This window comes from Streptomyces sp. NPDC027663, from assembly GCF_055566415.1.
Window position 1 is genome coordinate 47,908 of the sequence record NZ_JBVHSK010000023.1, and the last position, 20,211, is coordinate 68,118.

Below are 20,211 nucleotides of genomic sequence, written 5' to 3' on the forward strand. Positions count from 1 at the left end.
GTCACTGTGTTCGACTCGATGGCGCTCAGTTCGCGGAGCGCAGATCCCGTACCGCCCGCCACCGCTCCACCAGCCGCCCGTACGCCTCCCCGGCGGCCGTCCCGTCCCCCCGGCGCAGCGCCTCGATCCCGGTGGCCACGTCCGCCGCCGAGTGGTCGTCCTCCAGCTCGCCCGCCGGCAGGACGTGCACCAGGCCGCCGTAGTCCAGCTCCACCAGAGAGCGCGGGTGGAACTCCTCCAGCCAGCGGCCGACGTCCACCAGGCCGTCGATCAGCGGGCCTTCCTCGACGGCGTCCTTCAGGGTGCGCAGTGCCCGCGCCACCCGGCGCCTGGCCTGCACCATCGGCGTGCGGTAGCGCAGCACCGGGGGCACCTCGGCGGTCCCCTTGTCGTAGCGCCGCTCCTCGTCCGAGACCAGCACGAACCAGTTCAGCGGCACCTGCCAGGTCGCCGTGCGGATCCACGGGCGGGCGTCGGGGTTGCGGGCGAGCCAGCGCTCGTAGTCCTGGGCGGCCTGGTGGCGCACCAGCGGCGGCAGCACCGCGTCCAGCACCGTGGGGGGCAGCTCGTCGCCCAGCTCGTCCAGGGCCTGCCAGCCGCGCAGCCGGGTCCGCCAGGGGCACACGCAGACCACCCCGTCGACCTCGAGCACAAAGGCGTCACTGCTCTCGTGCACCGGCACCGCGACCGGCGGGGTGGGCAGCAAGTCGGCCAGGGAGCGCCGCAGTTCGTCCTGGTAGGAGGGGCGCTCGGACCGGCGGGCGTAGCGCGTCCAGTGGCTGCGCTCGGGTTCCGGGAAGGCGCCCAGCGGCTCGTACACGCGCAGGTACGCGGCATAGGGGACGACCACGGAGGACACCTTCGGCACGCCTGCTCCCTCCCCACCGGACCCGGCTCGAAACCCTTGCAAATCGTCCCATGCCCTTACGTGCACGAGCGGCGCGCGAGAGTGATCCTGAACACTGCGCGGATGGTGGTCGTGCCGAGGCTCTACGCTCATGCCACGGCACCCCGCCACCCGCACGGGGTCCGACCCCACTCGCCGCTACTTACACAGGAGTCACCACAGTGACCGACGTAACCGGCGCGCCTGCTGATGTCCTGCACACCCTGTTCCACTCGGACCAGGGCGGCCATGAGCAGGTCGTGCTCTGTCAGGACCAGGCCAGCGGCCTCAAGGCCGTGATCGCCATCCATTCCACCGCCCTGGGCCCGGCCCTCGGCGGCACGCGTTACTACCCCTACGCCACCGAGGCCGAGGCCGTCGCCGACGCCCTCAACCTGGCGCGCGGGATGTCGTACAAGAACGCCATGGCCGGTCTCGACCACGGCGGCGGCAAGGCCGTGATCATCGGCGACCCCGAGCGCGACAAGACCGAGGAACTGCTCCTCGCCTACGGGCGCATGGTCGCCTCGCTCGGCGGGCGCTACGTCACCGCGTGCGACGTCGGCACGTACGTCGCCGACATGGACGTCGTCGCCCGTGAGTGCCGCTGGACCACCGGCCGCTCCCCGGAGAACGGCGGCGCCGGCGACTCCTCGGTGCTCACCGCGTTCGGCGTCTACCAGGGCATGCGCGCCTCCGCCCAGCACCTGTGGGGCGACCCGCTGCTGCGCGGCCGCAAGGTCGGTATCGCCGGTGTCGGCAAGGTCGGCCACCACCTGGTGCGGCACCTGCGCGACGAGGGCGCCGAGGTCGTGATCACGGACGTGCGCCCGGACGCCGTCCAGCGGATCCTCGACCAGTACCCCGAGGGCGTGACGGCTGTCGCCGACACCGAGGAGCTGATCCGGGTCGAGGGCCTGGACATCTACGCCCCCTGTGCCCTCGGCGGCGCCCTGAACGACGCCTCCGTCCCGGTCCTCACCGCCAAGGTGGTGTGCGGCGCGGCCAACAACCAGCTCGCCCATCCGGGCGTCGAGAAGGACCTCGCGGACCGGGGCATCCTCTACGCGCCGGACTACGTGGTGAACGCGGGCGGGGTCATCCAGGTCGCGGACGAGCTGCACGGGTTCGACTTCGACCGGTGCAAGGCGAAGGCGTCGAAGATCTTCGACACCACGCTGGCCATATTCGCTCGGGCAAAGGAAGACGGCATTCCGCCGGCCGCGGCGGCCGACCGGATCGCCGAGCAGCGGATGGCCGAGGCACGGGCGCGCGGCGCCGGGCGCTGACCGCGTCGAACAGGTGAGCGGTACCCGTCGGCGGGAACTTAGAGAGAACTCTCACTTCCACCGGCGGGTCGTTCCCCGATAAGTGGTTAAAATCGCCACTGACCAGCGAGGACGGGGCGCCTCGAAGGTGCTGGGCACACGCGCGTGCTGCGGGCGACGTACCGTATGGGCGCGGGCTCAGGTACCGTGGAAGCCCTACGGACCGGCCTCTCCATGGAGAGTCCGTTCCAGATCATGAACGCGTGTCAGACTCTGGGGCCGTCGAGCCCCGTCGTTGAGGGGGTCGAGCCATGGGGCGCGGCCGGGCCAAGGCCAAGCAGGCGAAGGTTGCCCGTCAGCTGAAGTACAACAGCGGTGGGACAGACCTCTCACGCCTGGCCGAGGAGCTGGGCGCATCGACGTCGAACCAGTCGCGGAACGGCGACCGCTTCGAGGACGATGAGCATGACGACGACGACCTGTACTCCCGGTACGCCGACCTCTATGAGGACGACGACGAGGATGAGGATGAGGATTCCTCGCAGCACCGTCGCGGCGCTTGACCTTGCATTGACCCGTCCGGTCGGTGGCAGAGCCACCGACCGGCTTTTGTGCTGTCCGCACGGTCAGGCCGCGTAGTCCCCCACCAGCTCGGCACCGGTCTCCTTGGCACCGCGCTCGGTGATCTCGCCGGCGACCCACGCGTCGACACCCCGGTCCGCCAGGGTGGCCAGGGCCACCTCGGTGGACTGCGCCGGGACGATCGCCATCATGCCGACGCCCATGTTGAGGGTCTTCTCCAGCTCCAGGCGCTCGACGTTCCCGGTCTTCCCGACCAGGTCGAAGATCGCGCCCGGGGCCCAGGTGGACCGGTCGACCACGGCGTGCAGCCCGTCCGGGATCACCCGGGCCAGGTTGGCGGCCAGACCGCCGCCGGTGATGTGGCTGAACGCGTGCACCTCGGCGGTGCGGGTCAGCGCCAGGCAGTCCAGCGAGTAGATCTTCGTGGGCTCCAGCAGTTCCTCGCCGAGGGTGCGGCCCAGCTCGGCGACCTCGGTCTCCAGGGCCAGGCCCGCCGTGTTCAGCAGGACGTGGCGGACCAGGGAGTACCCGTTCGAGTGAAGCCCGGAGGACGCCATGGCGATCACGGTGTCACCCGTGCGGATGCGATCCGCGCCCAGCAGCTGGTCGGCCTCCACCACGCCGGTCCCGGCGCCGGCGACGTCGAAGTCGTCCGCGCCCAGCAGGCCCGGGTGCTCGGCCGTCTCGCCGCCCACCAGGGCGCAGCCGGCCAGCACGCAGCCCTCCGCGATGCCCTTCACGATGGCCGCGACGCGCTCGGGGTGGACCTTGCCGACGCAGATGTAGTCCGTCATGAACAGCGGCTCGGCGCCGCACACCACGATGTCGTCCATGACCATGGCGACGAGGTCGTGGCCGATGGTGTCGTAGACGCCCATGCGGCGCGCGATGTCGACCTTCGTGCCGACGCCGTCCGTGGCGGAGGCGAGCAGCGGGCGCTCGTAGCGCTTGAGGGCGGAGGCGTCGAAGAGCCCGGCGAAGCCGCCGAGGCCACCCAGGACCTCGGGGCGCTGGGTCTTCTTCACCCACTCCTTCATCAGCTCGACGGCGCGGTCGCCCGCCTCGATGTCGACGCCCGCCGCTGCGTAGCTGGCACCAGTTCCCGCGTGCGGAGCACGCTGATCGAATTCAGCAGACATGACTGTGAGAGCTTTCGTGTCGTACGCGGGCGGTTACGGGCGACGGATCGCGTCGGCCGCGGCCGTGGCGGCGGGACCGGCCGCCAGCTCGGTCTCCAGCAGCTGCTTGCCGAGCAGCTCCGGGTCCGGCAGCTCCATCGGGTACTCGCCGTCGAAGCAGGCGCGGCACAGGTTCGGCTTGGCGATGGTGGTCGCCTCGATCATGCCGTCGATGGAGATGTAGGCGAGCGAGTCGGCGCCGAGGCTGGTGCCGATCTCCTCGATGGTCATGCCGTTGGCGATCAGTTCCGCGCGCGTGGCGAAGTCGATGCCGAAGAAGCAGGGCCACTTCACGGGCGGGGAGGAGATCCGGATGTGGACCTCGGCGGCGCCCGCCTCACGGAGCATGCGGACCAGGGCCCGCTGGGTGTTGCCGCGCACGATCGAGTCGTCGACGACGACCAGGCGCTTGCCCTTGATGACTTCCTTCAGCGGGTTCAGCTTCAGGCGGATGCCGAGCTGCCGGATGGTCTGCGAGGGCTGGATGAAGGTCCGGCCCACGTAGGCGTTCTTCACCAGACCGCTGCCGAAGGGGATGCCGGAGGCCTCCGCGTAGCCGATGGCGGCCGGGGTGCCGGACTCCGGGGTCGCTATGACCAGGTCGGCCTCGACGGGGGCTTCCTTGGCCAGGCGGCGGCCCATCTCCACGCGGGAGAGGTACACGTTCCGGCCGGCGATGTCGGTGTCCGGGCGGGCCAGGTACACGTACTCGAAGACACAGCCCTTGGGCTTCGCTTCTGCGAATCGCGAGCTGCGCAGGCCGTTCTCGTCGATGGCGACGAACTCGCCCGGCTCGATCTCGCGGACGAAGCTGGCACCGCAGATGTCCAGGGCGGCGGACTCGGAGGCCACCACCCAGCCGCGCTCCAGGCGGCCGAGGACCAGCGGGCGGATGCCCTGCGGGTCACGGGCGGTGTAGAGGGTGTGCTCGTCCATGAAGACGAGGGAGAACGCGCCCCGGACCTGCGGGAGGACCTGGTGCGCCGCCTCCTCGATGGTCAGCGGCTTGCCGTTCTCGTCGACCTGGGCGGCCAGCAGGGCCGTCAGCAGGTCGGTGTCGTTGGTGGCCGCGACCCGGGTGGAGCGGCTGTTGTTGTCGTTCGGCAGTTCGGCGACCATCTCGGCGAGCTGCGCCGTGTTGACCAGGTTGCCGTTGTGGCCGAGCGCGATGGAACCGTGCGCGGTGGCGCGGAACGTCGGCTGGGCGTTCTCCCACACGGAGGCCCCGGTGGTCGAGTAGCGGGCGTGTCCGACCGCGATGTGACCCTGGAGCGAACCGAGAGAGGTCTCGTCGAAGACCTGGGAGACCAGGCCCATGTCCTTGAAGACGAGGATCTGGGAGCCGTTGCTGACCGCGATTCCCGCGGATTCCTGACCCCGGTGCTGGAGGGCGTAGAGCCCGAAGTACGTGAGCTTTGCGACCTCTTCCCCCGGAGCCCAGACGCCGAAGACGCCGCAAGCGTCCTGGGGGCCCTTCTCGCCGGGAAGCAGATCGTGATTGAGTCGACCGTCACCACGTGGCACGTCTCCGAGTGTAGGCGAGGTCGACCACTGGTCCGAATTGGGGATCGTGCCCACAACCGACACAGCGACGCCGATCACCTTGGACGTTCCTGAGTTTGTGCAGGTCAACGCGGGGCGTCAGCAAGTGGCCCCGGATCCCGGACGGATCGGACCGGCCGATTGCGGGGGGCTTGCGCCCGTACGTGAGTGAGGTGTCGCACATCATTCGGGCGCGCTGCGGCTGAGGTGGACGCGGTCGCCGTCGCCGTCGGTGAGCGTCAGCTTCGCAGCGTCGGCCTTCGCGGTGAGCGTCCCGGTGGTGAGGGTGCGGGCGAGGGCGCGCTCGAAGTCCATCCGGTCCCGGTCGCAGGCCATCTTCGTGGTGCGCAGGTCACCAATGGTGATCTTGTCACCGTCGACGGTGGCCCGGGCGCTGAAGTGGTTGCAGCCGAGGTTGCCGGCGGCCCTGCCGTCCTCGTCGATGCGGAGCCGGGCGGTGGCGGGTGCGTGCCGGGTCGTACCGCCGGCGGTGATGCTGTCGACCCGCCAGTCGATCCCGGTCACCGGCTGCTGGACACTCACCGCACCACTGTCTCCCGTCTGGCTGCCACAGGCCACCACCCACGGGAGAAGCACGGCGGCCACCCTCAGGGTCACGCGCTGCTTGTACCGGTTCATACGGATTCGACGGGCGAGCGGCGCGCCCGGTTCCTAGGCCATGACCGGCAGCAGCTCCCCGATGTCCGCCCGCTGCCCGCTCGCGCTGACCTTCGCATCGGCCACCGCGTCCTTCCAGGCCAGGCGACCGGTGGCCAGCCGGATCCAGGTCAGCGGGTCGGTCTCCACGACGCCTGGCGGGGTACCTCGGGTGTGCCGGGGCCCTTCGACGCACTGCACGACGGCGTACGGCGGCACCCGGACCTCGGTGGAACCGCCGGGCGCCTTCACGGCGAGGGCGTCGGCGAGCAGCCGGGTGGCGGCGGCGAGGGCCTGCCGGTCGTACGGCACGTCGAGGTCCGCGACGGCGGCGTTCAGGTCGTCGGTGTGGACGACGAGTTCGACGGCGCGGGTGACGAGGTAGTCGTCCAGCGGCATGGCGCCGGCGCTGGTCCGAAGGAGCCGGCCGCCGGGGTGCTCGGCGAGCAGGGTGCGCAGGCTCTGGTCGACGTCGGTGAGGTAGGCGTCGAGGTCGGGGTGGTCCGCGGCGAGCTGCCGGGTGAACTCGGAGATCGCGGCGGCGGAGGCGACGGTGGCGAAGGGCCACTGGACCACCTGGACGTCCTGCTTCGGCGGGGCCGGTTGGGCCGCGGCGCGGTGCACGGCCGTGACGGCCATGCCGATGTGCGCGACCAGGTCCCGTACGGTCCAGTCGCCGAGCCGGGTGGGCAGGGCGAGCTGTCCGGGCGTGAGGCCACGGACGGCCTCCCGTACGTTTCCGAGCTGGGCGAGGACCGCGGCGCGGGTCCTGGCGGGGTCGTAGCTGCGGGCGCGCTTCTTGGCCGGTGGCATGGCGGTGAGCCTATGCCCTGACCGCGTAGTCCTTCAGTCCCTTTTCGACCAGGTCGAAGGCCTGCCGTGCGCGGTCGGCGGCGTCGGCGGCCACCTGTCCGACGCTCTCGCCGGCCTCGATCCGGCGGTGGTGCTCCTCCACGAGGGCGTTGCGGGCGGCGGTGAGCGTGGCGGCACCGATCATGGCGAGGGTGGCGTCGCCGGTCTCCTCGGCAAGCAGGCCGGCCAGTTCCCGTGCGCCCTTCTCGGACTCGAGGTAGGCGCGTTCGCGCAGGACCGGCGTCGCCATGACGACCGCACGGATCCGGCGCGCGAAGGGCTCGCTGTTCAGGCCGATCGAGGGGTCGCGTCCCTCCACCATCTGCAGGAACTGCCGGCGCACGGCCCCCACCGCGGACTCCCCGGGCGCCCGCTCGCGCACCGCCCGGGCGGCGTCGGAGAAGTGCTCCACCATCGGCTTGAAGACCAGTTCCTCCTTGGTGCCGAAGTAGTTGAAGACGGTCATCTTCGACACCTCGGCGGCGTCGGCGATCTCCTGCACGGAGACTTCGTCGAAGCCCTTCTCGGCGAACAGGTCGACGGCCACCCGGTAGATCCGCATCGCCGTCTGCAGCTTCTTGCGCTCGCGCAGCCCCATCGCCTCAGCCATGTTGGCAGCTTACCAAGGCGAAATTTAGGTTCGGCTGAAATATCGATACAGATAAAACATTGACTCAGTACACGAAGTCGCGGCATGGTGCCGTCATGACCGGCACCCAGCGCAAGATCGGCTTCATCGTCTGCCTCGTCACGATCGTCCTGGCCGTCCTGGACATGCAGATCGTGTCCGCGGCCACCGTCCCGATCGTCCGGGACCTCGACCCGGACCACGGCGTCGACAAGATCCCCTGGCTCGTCAGCGCCTTCTCGCTGGCCTCGGCCGCGATGCTCCCGCTGTACGGAAGGCTGTGCGACGCCCTCGGCGCCAAGTACGTCTTCCTCGGCGCCCTCGGCGTCTTCCTGACCGGGTCGGCGCTGTGCGGCGCGGCTCCCTCGATGGGCTGGCTGATCGCCTCCCGGGCCGTGCAGGGGCTCGGCGCGGGCGGGCTGATGAGCGTGACGATGGTCGTCATCGCCCAGCTCGCGGGCCCCGACCAGGACAAGAACAGGGGCGCCGGGACCGGCGGCGTCGTCGCGGGCGGCGCCATCGCCGTGGGCCCGTGGCTCGGCGGCTTCCTCGCCGACCACGCGAGCTGGCGCTGGGCGTTCTACGTCAATCTGCCGCTCGGCATCGCCGCGCTCGCCACCGCCGTGGTCGTCCTGAAACTGCCCCGGCAGACCGGCAGCCGGGCCATCGACTTCACCGGCGCCGCACTCGCCGCCGCGTTCTCCACCACGCTGCTGCTCATCACCGAGTGGGGCGGCAAGCAGTACGCCTGGGCGTCCCCGCAGATCAGCGGACTGGCCCTGGCCTCGGCGGGGGCACTCGCCCTCTTCCTGCGCCGCCAGTTCTCGGCCGTCGAACCGATCCTGCCGCCGTCGCTCTTCCGCGTTCGCGAACTGCGTCTCGGCTTCGCGATACAGGGACTGATGGGTGCGGCCATGACGGGCGCCATCTACTACGTGCTGCTCTACCTCCAGCTCGCCCGCGGCATCACCAGCTCCTCCGCCGGCCTGTACCTGATCCCGATGGCGGCGGGCATCATGGCGGTCGGCGTCGCCACCGGGCGGCTCACCCGGCTCGGCTGGTCCGAGCGGACCTTCGTGATCAGCGGCGCCGCCGTCGGCACGGCCGCCTTCCTGCTGCTGGCCGCCACCGACGCGCACACCTCCCTGTGGCAGCTCCGCGCGGCCATGCTGCTCGTCGGCCTCGGCTTCGGCCAGCTGCTGGGCCAGCTGGTCCAGCTCGTGCAGCAGGCGGCGCCCCGCCACCAGCTCGGCGTCGCCACCACCGCCGTCCGCTTCTTCCAGACCCTCGGCACGGCCCTCGGCGCGTCCCTGTTCGGCACACTCCTGAACCGCCTGTACGACGGCCCCGGCGACGCCGGCTCACTGGCCGGGCTGCGCGGAGCGGCGCACACGCAGGCAGTGGCGGCCTACGTCTCCGCGACGGACACGGTGTTCCTGGGCGGGGCCGGCGTGATGGCGCTGTGCCTGCTGCTGGCCCTGCGCCTGCCCAGGGGCGTGCCGGCCCGGCCGGTGGAGGAACCCGTGGCCGCATGAGGAAGGCCCCGCCCGGCTGTCCGGACGGGGCCTTCACACGGGCCTGCGGCGCTTACGCCAGCAGCGCCGGGATCGTCCCCTCGTGCGCCTCGCGCAGTTCGGCGAGGGAGAGCGAGAACTCGCCCTGGACCTCCACCACCGCACCGGGATCGGACGCGGTGCCGTCCACGACACCGATCCGGGTGGCCGGCAGGCCACGCGCACCGCACATGTCGTTGAAGCGGACCTCCTCCGAGCGCGGCACGGCGACGATGGCGCGGCCGGCCGACTCGGAGAACAGGAAGGTGAAGGCGTCCAGACCGTCCGGCACGACCAGCCGGGCGCCCTTGCCGCCGAGCAGCGCGGACTCCACGACCGCCTGGACCAGACCGCCGTCGGACAGGTCGTGCGCGGAGTCGATCATGCCGTCCCGCGAGGCGGAGATCAGGATCTCGGCCAGCAGCCGCTCGCGCTCCAGGTCGACCTGCGGGGGCAGACCGCCGAGGTGGTCGTGGACCACCTGCGACCAGGCCGAGCCGCCGAACTCCTCGCGGGTGTCGCCGAGGAGGTAGATCAGCTGACCCTCCTCCTGGAAGGCGACCGGGGTGCGGCGGGCGACGTCGTCGATGACACCGAGGACGGCGACCACCGGGGTCGGGTGGATGGCGACGTCGCCCGTCTGGTTGTAGAGCGAGACGTTGCCGCCGGTCACCGGCGTGCCGAGCTGCAGGCAGGCGTCCGCCAGACCGCGCACGGCCTCGGCGAACTGCCACATCACCGCGGGGTCCTCGGGCGAGCCGAAGTTCAGGCAGTCGGACACCGCGAGCGGCTTGGCACCGGTCGTGGCGACGTTCCGGTACGCCTCGGCCAGGGCCAGCTGGGCGCCCGTGTACGGGTCCAGCTTGGCGTAACGGCCGTTGCCGTCGGTCGCGATGGCGACGCCCAGGCCCGACTCCTCGTCCACGCGGATCATGCCGGAGTCCTCCGGCTGCGCGAGGACGGTGTTGCCCTGCACGAAGTGGTCGTACTGGGAAGTGATCCACTTCTTCGACGCCTGGTTCGGCGAGGCCACCAGCTTCAGGACCTGGTCCTTCAGCGCCTCGCTCGTCTCCGGGCGGGGCAGCTTGTTGGCGTCGTCGGCCTGGAGCGCGTCCTGCCAGTCCGGGCGGGCGTAGGGGCGCTCGTAGACGGGGCCCTCGTGCGCCACGGTGCGCGGGTCGACGTCGACGATCTTCTCGCCGTGCCAGAAGATCTCCAGCCGGTCGCCCTCGGTGACCTCACCGATGACGGTGGCGATGACGTCCCACTTCTCGCAGATCTCCAGGAAGCGGTCGACCTTGCCGGGCTCCACGACCGCGCACATGCGCTCCTGCGACTCGCTCATGAGGATCTCCTCAGGAGACAGCGTGGAGTCGCGCAGGGGGACGTCGTCCAGGGTGACGCGCATGCCGCCGGAGCCGTTGGAGGCCAGCTCGGAGGTGGCGCAGGACAGGCCGGCCGCGCCGAGGTCCTGGATGCCGACGACCAGCTTCTCCCGGTAGGCCTCCAGGGTGCACTCGATGAGGAGCTTCTCCTGGAAGGGGTCGCCGACCTGGACGGCGGGGCGCTTCGACGGCTTGGCGTCGTCGAAGGTCTCCGAGGCCAGGATCGATGCGCCGCCGATGCCGTCGCCGCCGGTCCGGGCGCCGTACAGGATGACCTTGTTGCCCGCGCCGGAGGCCTTGGCGAGGTGGATGTCCTCGTGCCGCATCACACCGATGGCACCGGCGTTGACCAGCGGGTTGCCCTGGTAGCAGGCGTCGAAGACGACCTCACCGCCGATGTTGGGCAGGCCCAGGCAGTTGCCGTAGCCGCCGATGCCCGCGACGACGCCCGGCAGGACGCGCTTGGTGTCGGGGTGGTCGGGGGCGCCGAAGCGCAGCGGGTCCACCACGGCGACCGGGCGGGCGCCCATCGCGATGATGTCGCGGACGATGCCGCCGACACCCGTGGCCGCGCCCTGGTAGGGCTCGACGTACGACGGGTGGTTGTGCGACTCGACCTTGAAGGTGACCGCGTAGCCCTGGCCGACGTCCACGACGCCGGCGTTCTCGCCGATGCCGACGAGCAGGGCGTCGGACTCGGGGGCCTTCTCTCCGAACTGGCGGAGGTGGACCTTGGAGGACTTGTACGAGCAGTGCTCGGACCACATGACCGAGTACATGGCGAGTTCGGCGCCGGTCGGGCGGCGGCCGAGGATCTCCACCACCCTTTCGTACTCGTCCTTCTTCAGGCCGAGTTCGGACCAGGGCAGCTCGACGTCGGGGGTCGCGGTCGCGTGCTCGACCGTGTCCAGAGGCGTCCGGCTCATGCGCCCACCAGCTTCTTGAGGATCGAGGTGAAGAACGGGAGCCCGTCGGTACGGCCCGTACCGATCAGCGGCTCGACGGCGTGCTCGGGGTGCGGCATGAGGCCGACGACGTTCCCGGCCTCGTTGGTGATTCCGGCGATGTCCCGCAGCGAGCCGTTCGGATTGAAGTCCAGGTAGCGGAAGGCGACACGGCCCTCCGCCTCCAGCTTGTCGAGCGTGTACTCGTCGGCGACGTACCGGCCGTCCATGTTCTTCAGCGGGATGTGGATCTCCTGGCCGGCGCGGTAGTCGCTGGTCCAGGCGGTCTCCGCGTTCTCCACCCGCAGCTTCTGGTCGCGGCAGATGAAGTGGAGGTGGTCGTTGCCGAGCATCGCGCCGGGGAGCAGGTGCGCCTCGGTCAGGATCTGGAAGCCGTTGCAGATGCCGAGGACCGGCAGGCCGGCCTTCGCCTGCTCGATGAGGGACTCCATCACCGGCGAGAAGCGCGCGATGGCGCCGGCGCGCAGATAGTCGCCGTAGGAGAAACCGCCGCACAGCACCACGGCGTCGACCTGCTTGAGGTCCTTGTCCTTGTGCCACAGGGCGACCGGCTCGGCGCCCGCGAGGCGGACCGCACGCTGGGTGTCACGGTCGTCCAGGCTGCCCGGGAAAGTGACGACGCCAATCCGAGCGGTCACTTCGCCGCCTCCGCGACTTCGTCGACCCGGACGGTGAAGTCCTCGATCACGGTGTTGGCGAGGAAGGATTCCGCAAGATCGCGGATACGGGCGAGCGCGGCCTCGTCGACCGGCCCGTCAACTTCCAGTTCGAAACGCTTTCCCTGACGTACGTCCGAGATCCCTTCGAATCCCAGGCGCGGCAGCGCACGCTGGACCGCCTGGCCCTGGGGGTCGAGGATCTCCGACTTGAGCATGACGTCGACTACGACGCGTGCCACTGGCACTCCCGATGTGTGGTGCTGAGCAGGTTCCTTCAGACTACCCGCACAAAATTTCTACGCGAGTAGAGTTGGAGGAAAGTACGTGAGGCGCATCACGATCGGGTGTCGAAGCCGCGCGCCCGCGAAAAGTTCTGGGAAAGTTCCACAGTCCGCCCCGTCCCGCCTATTGCGCCCGGACACGCGGACGGATTTAGTCGGGCTTCACTTTGCATTGCCGGGCACTGTACAAATGAATTGGCAATAGCCGATACTCGGCACGTCGTCGGCGTTGAGCTGTAACGACGTGCCGCACGAAGGGACCGATATTCGTGGCGCAAAAGGTCGTGGTCACTCTCTTTGACGACATCGACGGCTCGGAAGCGGCGGAAACGATCGCCTTCGGACTCGACGGCAAGTCGTACGAGATCGACCTGAACGAAACCAACGCCAAGAAACTGCGCAAGGCGCTCGCGCCCTACGTCGAGGCCGGCCGCAAGCGGTCACGGTCCGGCAAGGCGTACAAGCAGACGGAGGTCGCCCCCGACCCGGCGGCCGTACGCGCCTGGGCCCAGGCGAACAAGATGGACGTGCCGGCCCGCGGACGCATCCCGAAGAAGGTCTACGAGGCGTTCAGCGCCGCGCAGTGAGCCCGCGAAGGGGCGAGTCCTCAGGGCCCGTCAGTGGGCCCTGAGGGCCGTGCACTTGGGGCAAATGGGGCCACAGGGGAACCGACTTGCGCTACCCCCCTGCTGATCAGCTAATGTCTGGGGCACGCCGAGGGGCGAGGCCGGAAGGTCGGATCCCCGGACCATGCGGGTGTAGTTCAGTAGTAGAACATCCCCCTTCCAGGGGGAAGGCGCAGTGTGCGATCCCTGTCACCCGCTCTGCACCGCCGTCACGACCACTGCTGTGAGTCGGGTAGGCTGGTGTTCGCACCGATCGGTGGGAGCCGGTCGGGAGCAGTGCGGACGTAGCTCAGTTGGTAGAGCGCAACCTTGCCAAGGTTGAGGTCGCGAGTTCGAGCCTCGTCGTCCGCTCGGGAATGAGACCCCGGTCCATCGGACCGGGGTCTTTTCGTTGCCCGGCAGTCGCCCGGAACCGGCTCTGACATTTGTCATGCCGAGTGATGACACCGCGCACTGCCGGTCGGTTCGCGCCGCCGCGACGCTGAAGTCATGAACATCGACGGGCACGAGCGCGTGATCGAGGTCGCCGACCTCAGACGTGTCTACGGGGGCGGGTTCGAGGCCGTACGCGGAATCACCTTCTCCGTGGCACGCGGCGAGATCTTCGCCCTGCTGGGCACCAACGGCGCCGGAAAGACCTCCACGGTCGAACTGCTGGAAGGACTCGCGGCCCCGGCCGGCGGCCGGGTGCGGGTCCTGGGCCACGACCCCTTCCACGAGCGGGCCGCCGTACGGTCCCGCACCGGCGTGATGCTCCAGGAAGGCGGCTTCCCCTCCGAGCTGACCGTCGCGGAGACCGCCCGCATGTGGGCCGGGTGCACGACCGGGGCACGGCCGGAGCACGAGGCGCTGGAGCTGGCCGGGCTCACGGCCAGGCGCGGGGTGCGGGTCAAGCAGCTGTCCGGCGGCGAGCGCCGGCGCCTCGACCTGGCGCTCGCACTGCTCGGCGACCCCGAGGTGCTGTTCCTCGACGAGCCGACGACCGGGCTCGACGCGGAGGGCCGCCGGGACACCTGGGCGCTGGTGCGTCAACTACGCGACGCGGGCACGACGGTGCTGCTCACCACGCACTACCTGGAGGAGGCGGAGGGCCTCGCCGACCGGCTCGCCATCCTGCACGAGGGCCTCATCGCCGCCTCCGGCACCCCGGCCGAGGTCACCGCCGGCCGCCCCTCCCGGATCTCCTTCGAACTGCCCGACGGCTACTTCCTCGGCGACCTGCCACCCCTCGCCGGCCTCGGCGTCTGCGGACACGAGAGCGACGGCAGGACCGTCCGGCTGCACACCCGGGAACTCCAGCGGACCGCCACCGCCGTGCTCGTCTGGGCCGAGCGGACCGGCGTCGCACTGCGCGGGCTGGACGTACGCTCGGCCTCTCTGGAGGAGGCGTTCCTGGAGATCGCGCGGCCGGGCGTCCCCCCGCTCGGACGAAGCCGGGAGGTGGCGGCATGAGCAGCCCGACGACGGCCGCCCTCGCACCCTCCGTACGCCGGCTGCGGGCGCTGGCGCGGGCCGAGCTGACCCTGCTCGGCCGTAACCGCGGGGTCGTGTTCACCGCGCTCCTGGTGCCGCTCGCCCTGCCGTTCAGCGTGCGGCCGGCACTGGAGCAGATGGAGGCGGAGAAGCACGGGGTGAGCCTCGGCGCGGGCATGCTCACGGCCGCGATCGGCTTCTCCTTCCTGTTCGCCGTCTACACCTCGCTGGTCAACGCCTACGTCGCCCGCCGCGAGGAACTCGTCCTCAAACGACTGCGCACCGGCGAACTCTCCGACACCGAGATCCTCACCGGCACCGCCCTGCCCGCCCTGGCGCTCGGCCTCGCCCAGGCGCTGGTGCTGTGCGTCGGGTGCGCGGTCCTGCTGCACGCCGGCGCGCCCAGGGCGCCGTACCTGACCCTGCTGGGGCTGCTGGCCGGGCTGGTGCTGAGCGCCGCACTCGCCGCGCTCACCGCGTCCTTCACCCGGACCGTGGAGAGCGGCCAGGTCACCGCGTCGCCGCTGGTGTTCGTGTCGATGATCGGCTCGGGAATCATGTTCCCCACCGAAGTCATGCCGGAGCGGCTCGCCTCCGTCTGCGAACTGCTCCCGCTGTCCCCGGCCGTCCGGCTGGTCCGGGCGGGCTGGACCGGACAGTTGAGCGCGTACGAGGCCCTCGGCACCGTCGCGACCGCGCTGGCGTGGACCGTGGTGGCGGTGTTTGCTGTACGGCGGTGGTTCCGGTGGGAGCCCCGGCGCTGAGGAACGGGGGGCGCGCATGGTGGGGCGGATACGGGGTTGGCACCAGCGGCACTGGCGCGACCGCAGCAAGGCGGAACGGGTCGAGCTGCAGAGCCTGATCACCTGGCACGCCACCATCTGGCTGTTCCCGCTGGGGTGGCTGCTGATGCCGCTGGTGGGCGGGTTGCACCGGCAGCCGCTGTCCCTGGTGCTCGGCGGGCTGCTGCTGTTCGCCGGGCTGCTCCAGTGCGCGGCGGCCGGCCGGCTGCTGCGGCCCGCGCTCGACCACTACCTGCAGCGCGCCGCGCTGCCGTCCCGCGCCCAGCGCGTACCCGCCGTACTGCTCGCCGCGGCGCTCGGTCTGATCCTGGTGCTGGCCGCGGTCCGCGGGACCGATCCGTTCACCCTCCGGCTCGCGGTGGGGGCGGCGCTCACGGCTTTCGGACTGGTCTACGCGCTCACCGTGACCATCCGGGTGTACCTGCTCCGGTTCACGGTCCTCTCCGCCGTGATCACGATCGCTCTCACCTGTGCCGACCCCAGCGGGCCCGGAGCACTCGCCACGGTCCTGATGTCCGCGTTCGCGACGCTGTTCGCCCTGACGGCCGCCCGATGCGGCGCCTGGACCCTGTCCGTGCTGTGGGAGGCGGAGCGGGCCCGTGAGGTGGAGGCCCGCCTCGCCGTCGCCGAGGAGCGGCTGAGGTTCGGGCGGGACCTGCACGACGTGCTGGGGCGGAACCTGTCCGTGATCTCCCTCAAGAGCGAACTGGCCGTCCAACTGGCCCGGCGGGGACGGCCGGAGGCCGTGGAGCAGATGATCGAGGTGCAGCGCATCGCGCAGGAGTCCCAACGCGAGGTACGGGCCGTCGTACGCGGTTACCGCGAGGCCGACCTCGGCGCCGAACTCGCCGGTGCCCAGGGCGTGCTGGCAGCGGCCGGGATCGACTGCGCGGTCCGCGCGGAGGCCGCGGGACTGCCTGCCGAGGTGCAGTCCGCGCTCGGCTGGGTGGTGCGCGAGGCGACCACCAACGTACTGCGGCACGGTGACGCGGGCCGGTGCGATGTGGGGCTGTCGGTGCTTCAGGGGCGTGTGGTGCTGACGGTGGAGAACGACGGGGTGTCCCCGAGCCCGGGAGGGGGTGGCGGGAACGGACTCGCCGGGCTGCGGGAACGGCTCGCCGCCGTCGGCGGAACCCTGGAGGCGGGGATCACCGGCGCCGGCCGGGACCGGTTCCGGGTGGTGGCGGAGGTCCCGTTGGCGGCTGTGAAAGGAGTCACTTCGTGAGTGTGCCGGTACGGCTGTTGCTCGCCGACGACGAACATCTGATCCGGGGTGCGCTGGCCGCTCTGCTCTCGCTGGAGGACGACCTGCTGGTCGTCGCGGAGGCGGCGAGCGGGCCCGAGGCGCTGGCGATGGCACGCGCCCACGAGCCCGACGTCGCCGTGCTGGACCTCCAGATGCCCGGCGCCGACGGTGTGAAGGTCGCCACATCCCTGCGTGCCGAACTGCCCGGCTGCCAGGTGCTGATCGTCACCGGGCACGGGCGGCCCGGCCACCTGAAACGGGCGCTCGCGGCCGGTGTGCGCGGGTTCGTCCCGAAGACCGTCAGCGCCCAGCGGCTCGCCGAGATCATCCGGACCGTGCACGCCGGGAACCGTTATGTGGACCCGGAGTTGGCCGCCGACGCGATCTCCGCCGGGGACTCCCCGCTGACCGCCAGGGAGACCCAGGTGCTGGAGCTGGCCGCCGACGGGGCGCCCGTCGCGGAGATCGCCGAGCGGGCCGCGCTGTCGCCGGGGACCGTACGGAACTATCTGTCCTCGGCGGTCACGAAGCTCGCCGCCGAAAACCGACATGCGGCAGTGCGTCTCGCACGCGAGCGAGGTTGGGTATAGTTGCTCTCGCGCCACGGCGCAATGCGGACGTAGCTCAGTTGGTAGAGCGCAACCTTGCCAAGGTTGAGGTCGCGAGTTCGAGCCTCGTCGTCCGCTCCATGGAGAAGCCCCCGGTTCCGGCCGGGGGCTTCTTGCGTCAGCCCCCGGTTCCGCCGGGGGTTCTTGCGTCAGCCCCTGAGTTCCGCCGGGGCCTTTCGTGGGGGTCACCCCCCGGCCGGTACCGGGGGCCTTTCGTGCGGTCGCCCTCGGCCGGAACCGGGGCCGTTCGTGCGGGTGCCCCCGGCCGGAACCGGGAGCGGTCGTGCGGGTGGCCCCGGCCGGAACCGGGGCCGGGGCGTCAGCTCCAGCCGGTGCCCGTCAGGCGCTCGTACGCCTCCACGTACTTCTGCCGGGTCGCCGCCACGACCTGCTCCGGCAGCGGCGGCGGCGGCTGCTCGCTCTTGCGGTCCCAGCCGGACTCCGGCGAGGTCAGCCAGTTCCGCACGAACTGCTTGTCGTACGACGGCTGCGCGCGGCCCGGCTGCCACCGGTCGGCCGGCCAGAAGCGGGAGGAGTCCGGGGTGAGGACCTCGTCGGCGAGGACGAGGGTGTCGCCGTCGAAGCCGAACTCGAACTTGGTGTCGGCCAGGATGATCCCCCGGTCCCGGGCGATGTCCCGGGCGCGCGCGTACACCGCGAGCGTCGCCTGGCGCAGCTGGGCGGCGGTCTCCGCGCCGACCTGGCGGGCGACCTCCTCGTAGGAGACGTTCTCGTCGTGCTCGCCGACCTCGGCCTTGGTGGCCGGGGTGAAGATCGGGCCGGGGAGTTCGGAGCCGTCGACGAGGCCCTCCGGGAGGGCGAGGCCGCAGACGGTCCGCGACTCGTTGTACTCGGCCAGGCCCGAGCCGGTGAGATAGCCGCGGGCCACGCACTCCACGGGGACCATCTTCAGCGACTTGCAGACCAGCGTGCGGCCCTGCCAGTCGGCCGGGGCGCCCTCGGGGACGTCGGTGCCGATGACGTGGTTGGGGGCCAGGTCGCGCAGCTGGTCGAACCACCACAGGGAGAGCTGGGTGAGGACGCGGCCCTTGTCGGGGATCTCCGTCGGCAGCACCCAGTCATAGGCGGACATGCGGTCACTGGCGACCATCACGAGGTCGCCCGCCTCGTTCTGGTACAGCTCGCGCACCTTGCCGGTGTGCAGGTGCACCAGGCCCGGAACCTCGATCGGCTCGGGCTTTTCTACGAATCCGGACACGGTTCCTCCCCGTGGCTCTGTCCAAGTGCCTCGATTCTCCCGTATCCGGGTGGTCGGGGTGCGGCCAGGGGTCAGTCGCGTTTGCAGATACGGTCCAGCAGGTTGGCCGTGGCCCGCTGGATGCGCGGGTCCACGTGCTCGGGGCGGTCCAGGGCCGGGGACCAGGCGAAGGTGCCGGAGGCGAACACCCAGGCGCCCGAGGGGGCCCGGTAGAGCGAGGTCTCCTGGTGGCGCAGGACGCCGTCGTTGTCGGTGTAGGGCGAGTGGGCGAGCAGCATCCGCTCGTCGTGCTCGGGCAGCGGGGTGCGCGGGTAGTACCGGTCCGCCTCGCCGGCGACCAGGCCCTCGATCGCGTCGCCCTCGTGCGCGCCGGTCGCGTCCCACAGCCAGTGGCCGCCGTTGCGGACGATCAGCGGGGCCGGCTCGGGCACCCGGCCCGCGTACTGGATGCCGACCAGCTGCTGCTCGGGCCGGTCGATCTCCCGCCACAGCACCGGCTTCCCGGGGCCCTTGCGCTTGCGGCAGGTCAGCAGCCGGTCCGGGACGCCGGACGGGGACGGCCCCAGCTCCACCTGCCAGTACATGGTGTTGGCCGACAGGAAGACCAGCGAGGTGCCGTGGTCGCGGGCGTCCTCCACGGCCCGGCGCATCGGCACCGACCAGTACTCGTCGTGGCCCGGGAAGACCAGGCCCCGGTAGCGGGAGGGGTCGACGCGGCCGGCGTGCAGGTCGCGGGCGTCGGCGTAGGCGATGTCGTAGCCGTAGCGTTCGGCCCAGCGGATGAAGTCGTAGGCGTGGCCGACGTGCAGGGGCAGGCCCGCGCCCGCGTACGGGCGGTCGAAGGAGACCGTGGTGGCCGCGTCGGCCTCGCCGAGCAGCCGGCCCTTCTCGTCCCAGGCGTGGTAAAGGCTGGCGCCGGTGCGGCCGTCCTCCGGGTACAGGTTGTACGCCTGCCAGGTGACGTCCGGCAGCAGCAGGAGCAGGTCGGCGGGGTGATCGTCGCGGACCGTGAAGGGCACGTGGGAACGGAAGCCGTCGGCCGTGGTGAGGACGGCCACATAGGCGCCGATGCTCCAGTAGGACGGCACCTGGAGGCGCCAGGACAGCCACCAGTGGTGGCAGGAGACCGTGCGGTCGGCGGCCAGCGGCGGGGGCTGGACGATGCCGGACAGCCGCGGACTGGTGGTGATCTTGGCCGCGCCGTCGCCGCCGTAGTGGCCGATGCGGTAGATGTCGACGCTGAACTCCTGCGGCGGATCGACCGTGATGCGGAAGTCGATCGCCTCGCCGGGCGTGACCGTGCCGGTGGAGGTGAACCCCTTGATCTGACGTCGCACGTCGTCCGCCGAGCGGGGCCCGGTGCCGGCCGACCGCGGCGCCGGGACGCGCGCCCCGGGCGCGCCGGTGAGCTGCTGCGGGCCGGCGTCGACGTACCAGGGGACGACGTGACCGGTGTCGTCGAAGTACGTCTCACTGCCGCGCAGCCAGGGCACCGGGCCCTGGCCGAAGGGGTCCGTGACGGCGTGTGCGAATGCTCCGGACTCCCAGCGGCGGATGTGGTCCGAGGCCATGGTCGCTCCCCTCCCTCATGCCCCCCGTGGTCCTGTCTCGGTGGTGCCCGGGTCGTGCTCGCTGTGTGCTCGGGACGTGCTCGCCGTGCTCGGCAAGGGCTGTCGTATGTCGCAAGCCTTTGCCAAAGGCGTGGTCGATCCCAGCACATCACATAACGCACGGGCCCGGTCACTAGTCGTTGCGAATTGACCTGAAGTGGAAGTCGCCTTTCCGCTAAGACGGCCGGAT

The 20,211-nt window shown here is 70.9% G+C and carries 19 protein-coding genes and 3 tRNA genes; 11 read left to right on the forward strand and 11 right to left on the reverse strand.

Annotation, left to right across the window (positions count from 1 at the left end; genetic code table 11):
• Positions 1–25: 25 nt before the first annotated feature.
• The gene (locus ACZ4SF_RS35815; protein ID WP_468392850.1) at positions 26–868 is read right to left on the reverse strand and encodes a DUF8083 family protein; all 843 of its coding nucleotides are present in this window, start codon (positions 866–868) and stop codon (positions 26–28) included.
• Between the two features lie 200 nt (positions 869–1,068).
• On the opposite strand from ACZ4SF_RS35815, the gene ACZ4SF_RS35820 reads away from it, so the two are divergent.
• Positions 1,069–2,175 (forward strand): Leu/Phe/Val dehydrogenase, encoded by a 1,107-nt coding sequence (locus ACZ4SF_RS35820; protein WP_468392852.1) that lies wholly within the window; start codon positions 1,069–1,071, stop codon positions 2,173–2,175.
• Between the two features lie 290 nt (positions 2,176–2,465).
• Positions 2,466–2,717, forward strand: a complete 252-nt coding sequence (locus ACZ4SF_RS35825) for a DUF3073 domain-containing protein (RefSeq protein WP_468392854.1) — start codon at positions 2,466–2,468, stop codon at positions 2,715–2,717.
• Between the two features lie 63 nt (positions 2,718–2,780).
• Here the strand turns inward: ACZ4SF_RS35825 and purM are convergent, their stop codons facing one another.
• The 5 genes from purM to ACZ4SF_RS35850 all read right to left on the reverse strand — a co-directional run bounded on the left by purM (position 2,781) and on the right by ACZ4SF_RS35850 (position 7,575).
• The gene (gene purM / locus ACZ4SF_RS35830) at positions 2,781–3,875 is read right to left on the reverse strand and encodes a phosphoribosylformylglycinamidine cyclo-ligase (protein WP_468392856.1); all 1,095 of its coding nucleotides are present in this window, start codon (positions 3,873–3,875) and stop codon (positions 2,781–2,783) included.
• Positions 3,876–3,908: 33 nt separating this feature from the next.
• Positions 3,909–5,438 carry an amidophosphoribosyltransferase gene (purF, locus tag ACZ4SF_RS35835; protein WP_468392858.1) on the reverse strand — a complete coding sequence of 510 codons (1,530 nt, stop codon included), beginning with the start codon at positions 5,436–5,438 and terminating at the stop codon, positions 3,909–3,911.
• Between the two features lie 201 nt (positions 5,439–5,639).
• Complete coding sequence (locus ACZ4SF_RS35840) at positions 5,640–5,999, reverse strand: META domain-containing protein (protein ID WP_468392860.1); 360 nt, start codon at positions 5,997–5,999, stop codon at positions 5,640–5,642.
• A gap of 129 nt (positions 6,000–6,128) precedes the next feature.
• Positions 6,129–6,926: a maleylpyruvate isomerase family mycothiol-dependent enzyme gene (locus ACZ4SF_RS35845; protein WP_468392862.1), complete on the reverse strand. Its 798-nt coding sequence runs from the start codon at positions 6,924–6,926 to the stop codon at positions 6,129–6,131.
• Between the two features lie 10 nt (positions 6,927–6,936).
• Positions 6,937–7,575, reverse strand: coding sequence for a TetR/AcrR family transcriptional regulator (locus ACZ4SF_RS35850; protein WP_468392864.1), 639 nt, complete (start codon positions 7,573–7,575; stop codon positions 6,937–6,939).
• A 95-nt stretch (positions 7,576–7,670) separates the two neighbouring features.
• Between ACZ4SF_RS35850 and ACZ4SF_RS35855 the strand changes: the two genes are divergently transcribed.
• On the forward strand, positions 7,671–9,128 hold the full coding sequence (locus ACZ4SF_RS35855) for an MFS transporter (RefSeq protein WP_468392866.1): 1,458 nt from the start codon (positions 7,671–7,673) through the stop codon (positions 9,126–9,128).
• A 52-nt stretch (positions 9,129–9,180) separates the two neighbouring features.
• On the opposite strand, the gene purL is transcribed toward ACZ4SF_RS35855, so the two are convergent.
• From purL to purS, 3 genes are read right to left on the reverse strand one after another with little or no spacing between them, the layout of a single operon-like run.
• Entirely contained in the window at positions 9,181–11,457 is a 2,277-nt protein-coding gene (gene purL / locus ACZ4SF_RS35860; RefSeq protein ID WP_468392868.1) for a phosphoribosylformylglycinamidine synthase subunit PurL, read from the reverse strand.
• Positions 11,454–12,134 carry a phosphoribosylformylglycinamidine synthase subunit PurQ gene (gene purQ, locus ACZ4SF_RS35865; RefSeq protein WP_468392869.1) on the reverse strand — a complete coding sequence of 227 codons (681 nt, stop codon included), beginning with the start codon at positions 12,132–12,134 and terminating at the stop codon, positions 11,454–11,456. Before purQ ends, purL begins: the two co-directional genes overlap by 4 nt.
• Entirely contained in the window at positions 12,131–12,394 is a 264-nt protein-coding gene (purS, locus tag ACZ4SF_RS35870; RefSeq protein WP_468392871.1) for a phosphoribosylformylglycinamidine synthase subunit PurS, read from the reverse strand. Before purS ends, purQ begins: the two co-directional genes overlap by 4 nt.
• 311 nt (positions 12,395–12,705) lie before the next feature.
• On the opposite strand from purS, the gene ACZ4SF_RS35875 reads away from it, so the two are divergent.
• The 8 genes from ACZ4SF_RS35875 to ACZ4SF_RS35910 all read left to right on the forward strand — a co-directional run bounded on the left by ACZ4SF_RS35875 (position 12,706) and on the right by ACZ4SF_RS35910 (position 17,273).
• Positions 12,706–13,023 (forward strand): histone-like nucleoid-structuring protein Lsr2, encoded by a 318-nt coding sequence (locus ACZ4SF_RS35875; protein ID WP_031164632.1) that lies wholly within the window; start codon positions 12,706–12,708, stop codon positions 13,021–13,023.
• Positions 13,024–13,188: 165 nt separating this feature from the next.
• A tRNA-Gly gene (locus ACZ4SF_RS35880) sits at positions 13,189–13,260 on the forward strand.
• Positions 13,261–13,340: 80 nt separating this feature from the next.
• A tRNA-Gly gene (locus ACZ4SF_RS35885) sits at positions 13,341–13,413 on the forward strand.
• Between the two features lie 138 nt (positions 13,414–13,551).
• The gene (locus tag ACZ4SF_RS35890) at positions 13,552–14,514 is read left to right on the forward strand and encodes an ABC transporter ATP-binding protein (RefSeq protein WP_468392873.1); all 963 of its coding nucleotides are present in this window, start codon (positions 13,552–13,554) and stop codon (positions 14,512–14,514) included.
• Positions 14,511–15,299, forward strand: a complete 789-nt coding sequence (locus tag ACZ4SF_RS35895) for an ABC transporter permease (RefSeq protein ID WP_468392875.1) — start codon at positions 14,511–14,513, stop codon at positions 15,297–15,299. Before ACZ4SF_RS35890 ends, ACZ4SF_RS35895 begins: the two co-directional genes overlap by 4 nt.
• A gap of 16 nt (positions 15,300–15,315) precedes the next feature.
• Positions 15,316–16,563 (forward strand): sensor histidine kinase, encoded by a 1,248-nt coding sequence (locus tag ACZ4SF_RS35900; protein WP_468392877.1) that lies wholly within the window; start codon positions 15,316–15,318, stop codon positions 16,561–16,563.
• Complete coding sequence (locus ACZ4SF_RS35905) at positions 16,560–17,174, forward strand: response regulator (protein WP_468392879.1); 615 nt, start codon at positions 16,560–16,562, stop codon at positions 17,172–17,174. Before ACZ4SF_RS35900 ends, ACZ4SF_RS35905 begins: the two co-directional genes overlap by 4 nt.
• A 23-nt stretch (positions 17,175–17,197) precedes the next feature.
• Positions 17,198–17,273, forward strand: a tRNA-Gly gene (locus tag ACZ4SF_RS35910).
• A gap of 238 nt (positions 17,274–17,511) precedes the next feature.
• Here the strand turns inward: ACZ4SF_RS35910 and ACZ4SF_RS35915 are convergent.
• Together ACZ4SF_RS35915 and ACZ4SF_RS35920 are read right to left on the reverse strand one after the other, a co-directional pair.
• Positions 17,512–18,411 carry a phosphoribosylaminoimidazolesuccinocarboxamide synthase gene (locus ACZ4SF_RS35915; protein WP_468392881.1) on the reverse strand — a complete coding sequence of 300 codons (900 nt, stop codon included), beginning with the start codon at positions 18,409–18,411 and terminating at the stop codon, positions 17,512–17,514.
• Between the two features lie 71 nt (positions 18,412–18,482).
• Positions 18,483–19,982, reverse strand: a complete 1,500-nt coding sequence (locus tag ACZ4SF_RS35920) for a N,N-dimethylformamidase beta subunit family domain-containing protein (RefSeq protein ID WP_468392883.1) — start codon at positions 19,980–19,982, stop codon at positions 18,483–18,485.
• Positions 19,983–20,211 lie beyond the last annotated feature (229 nt).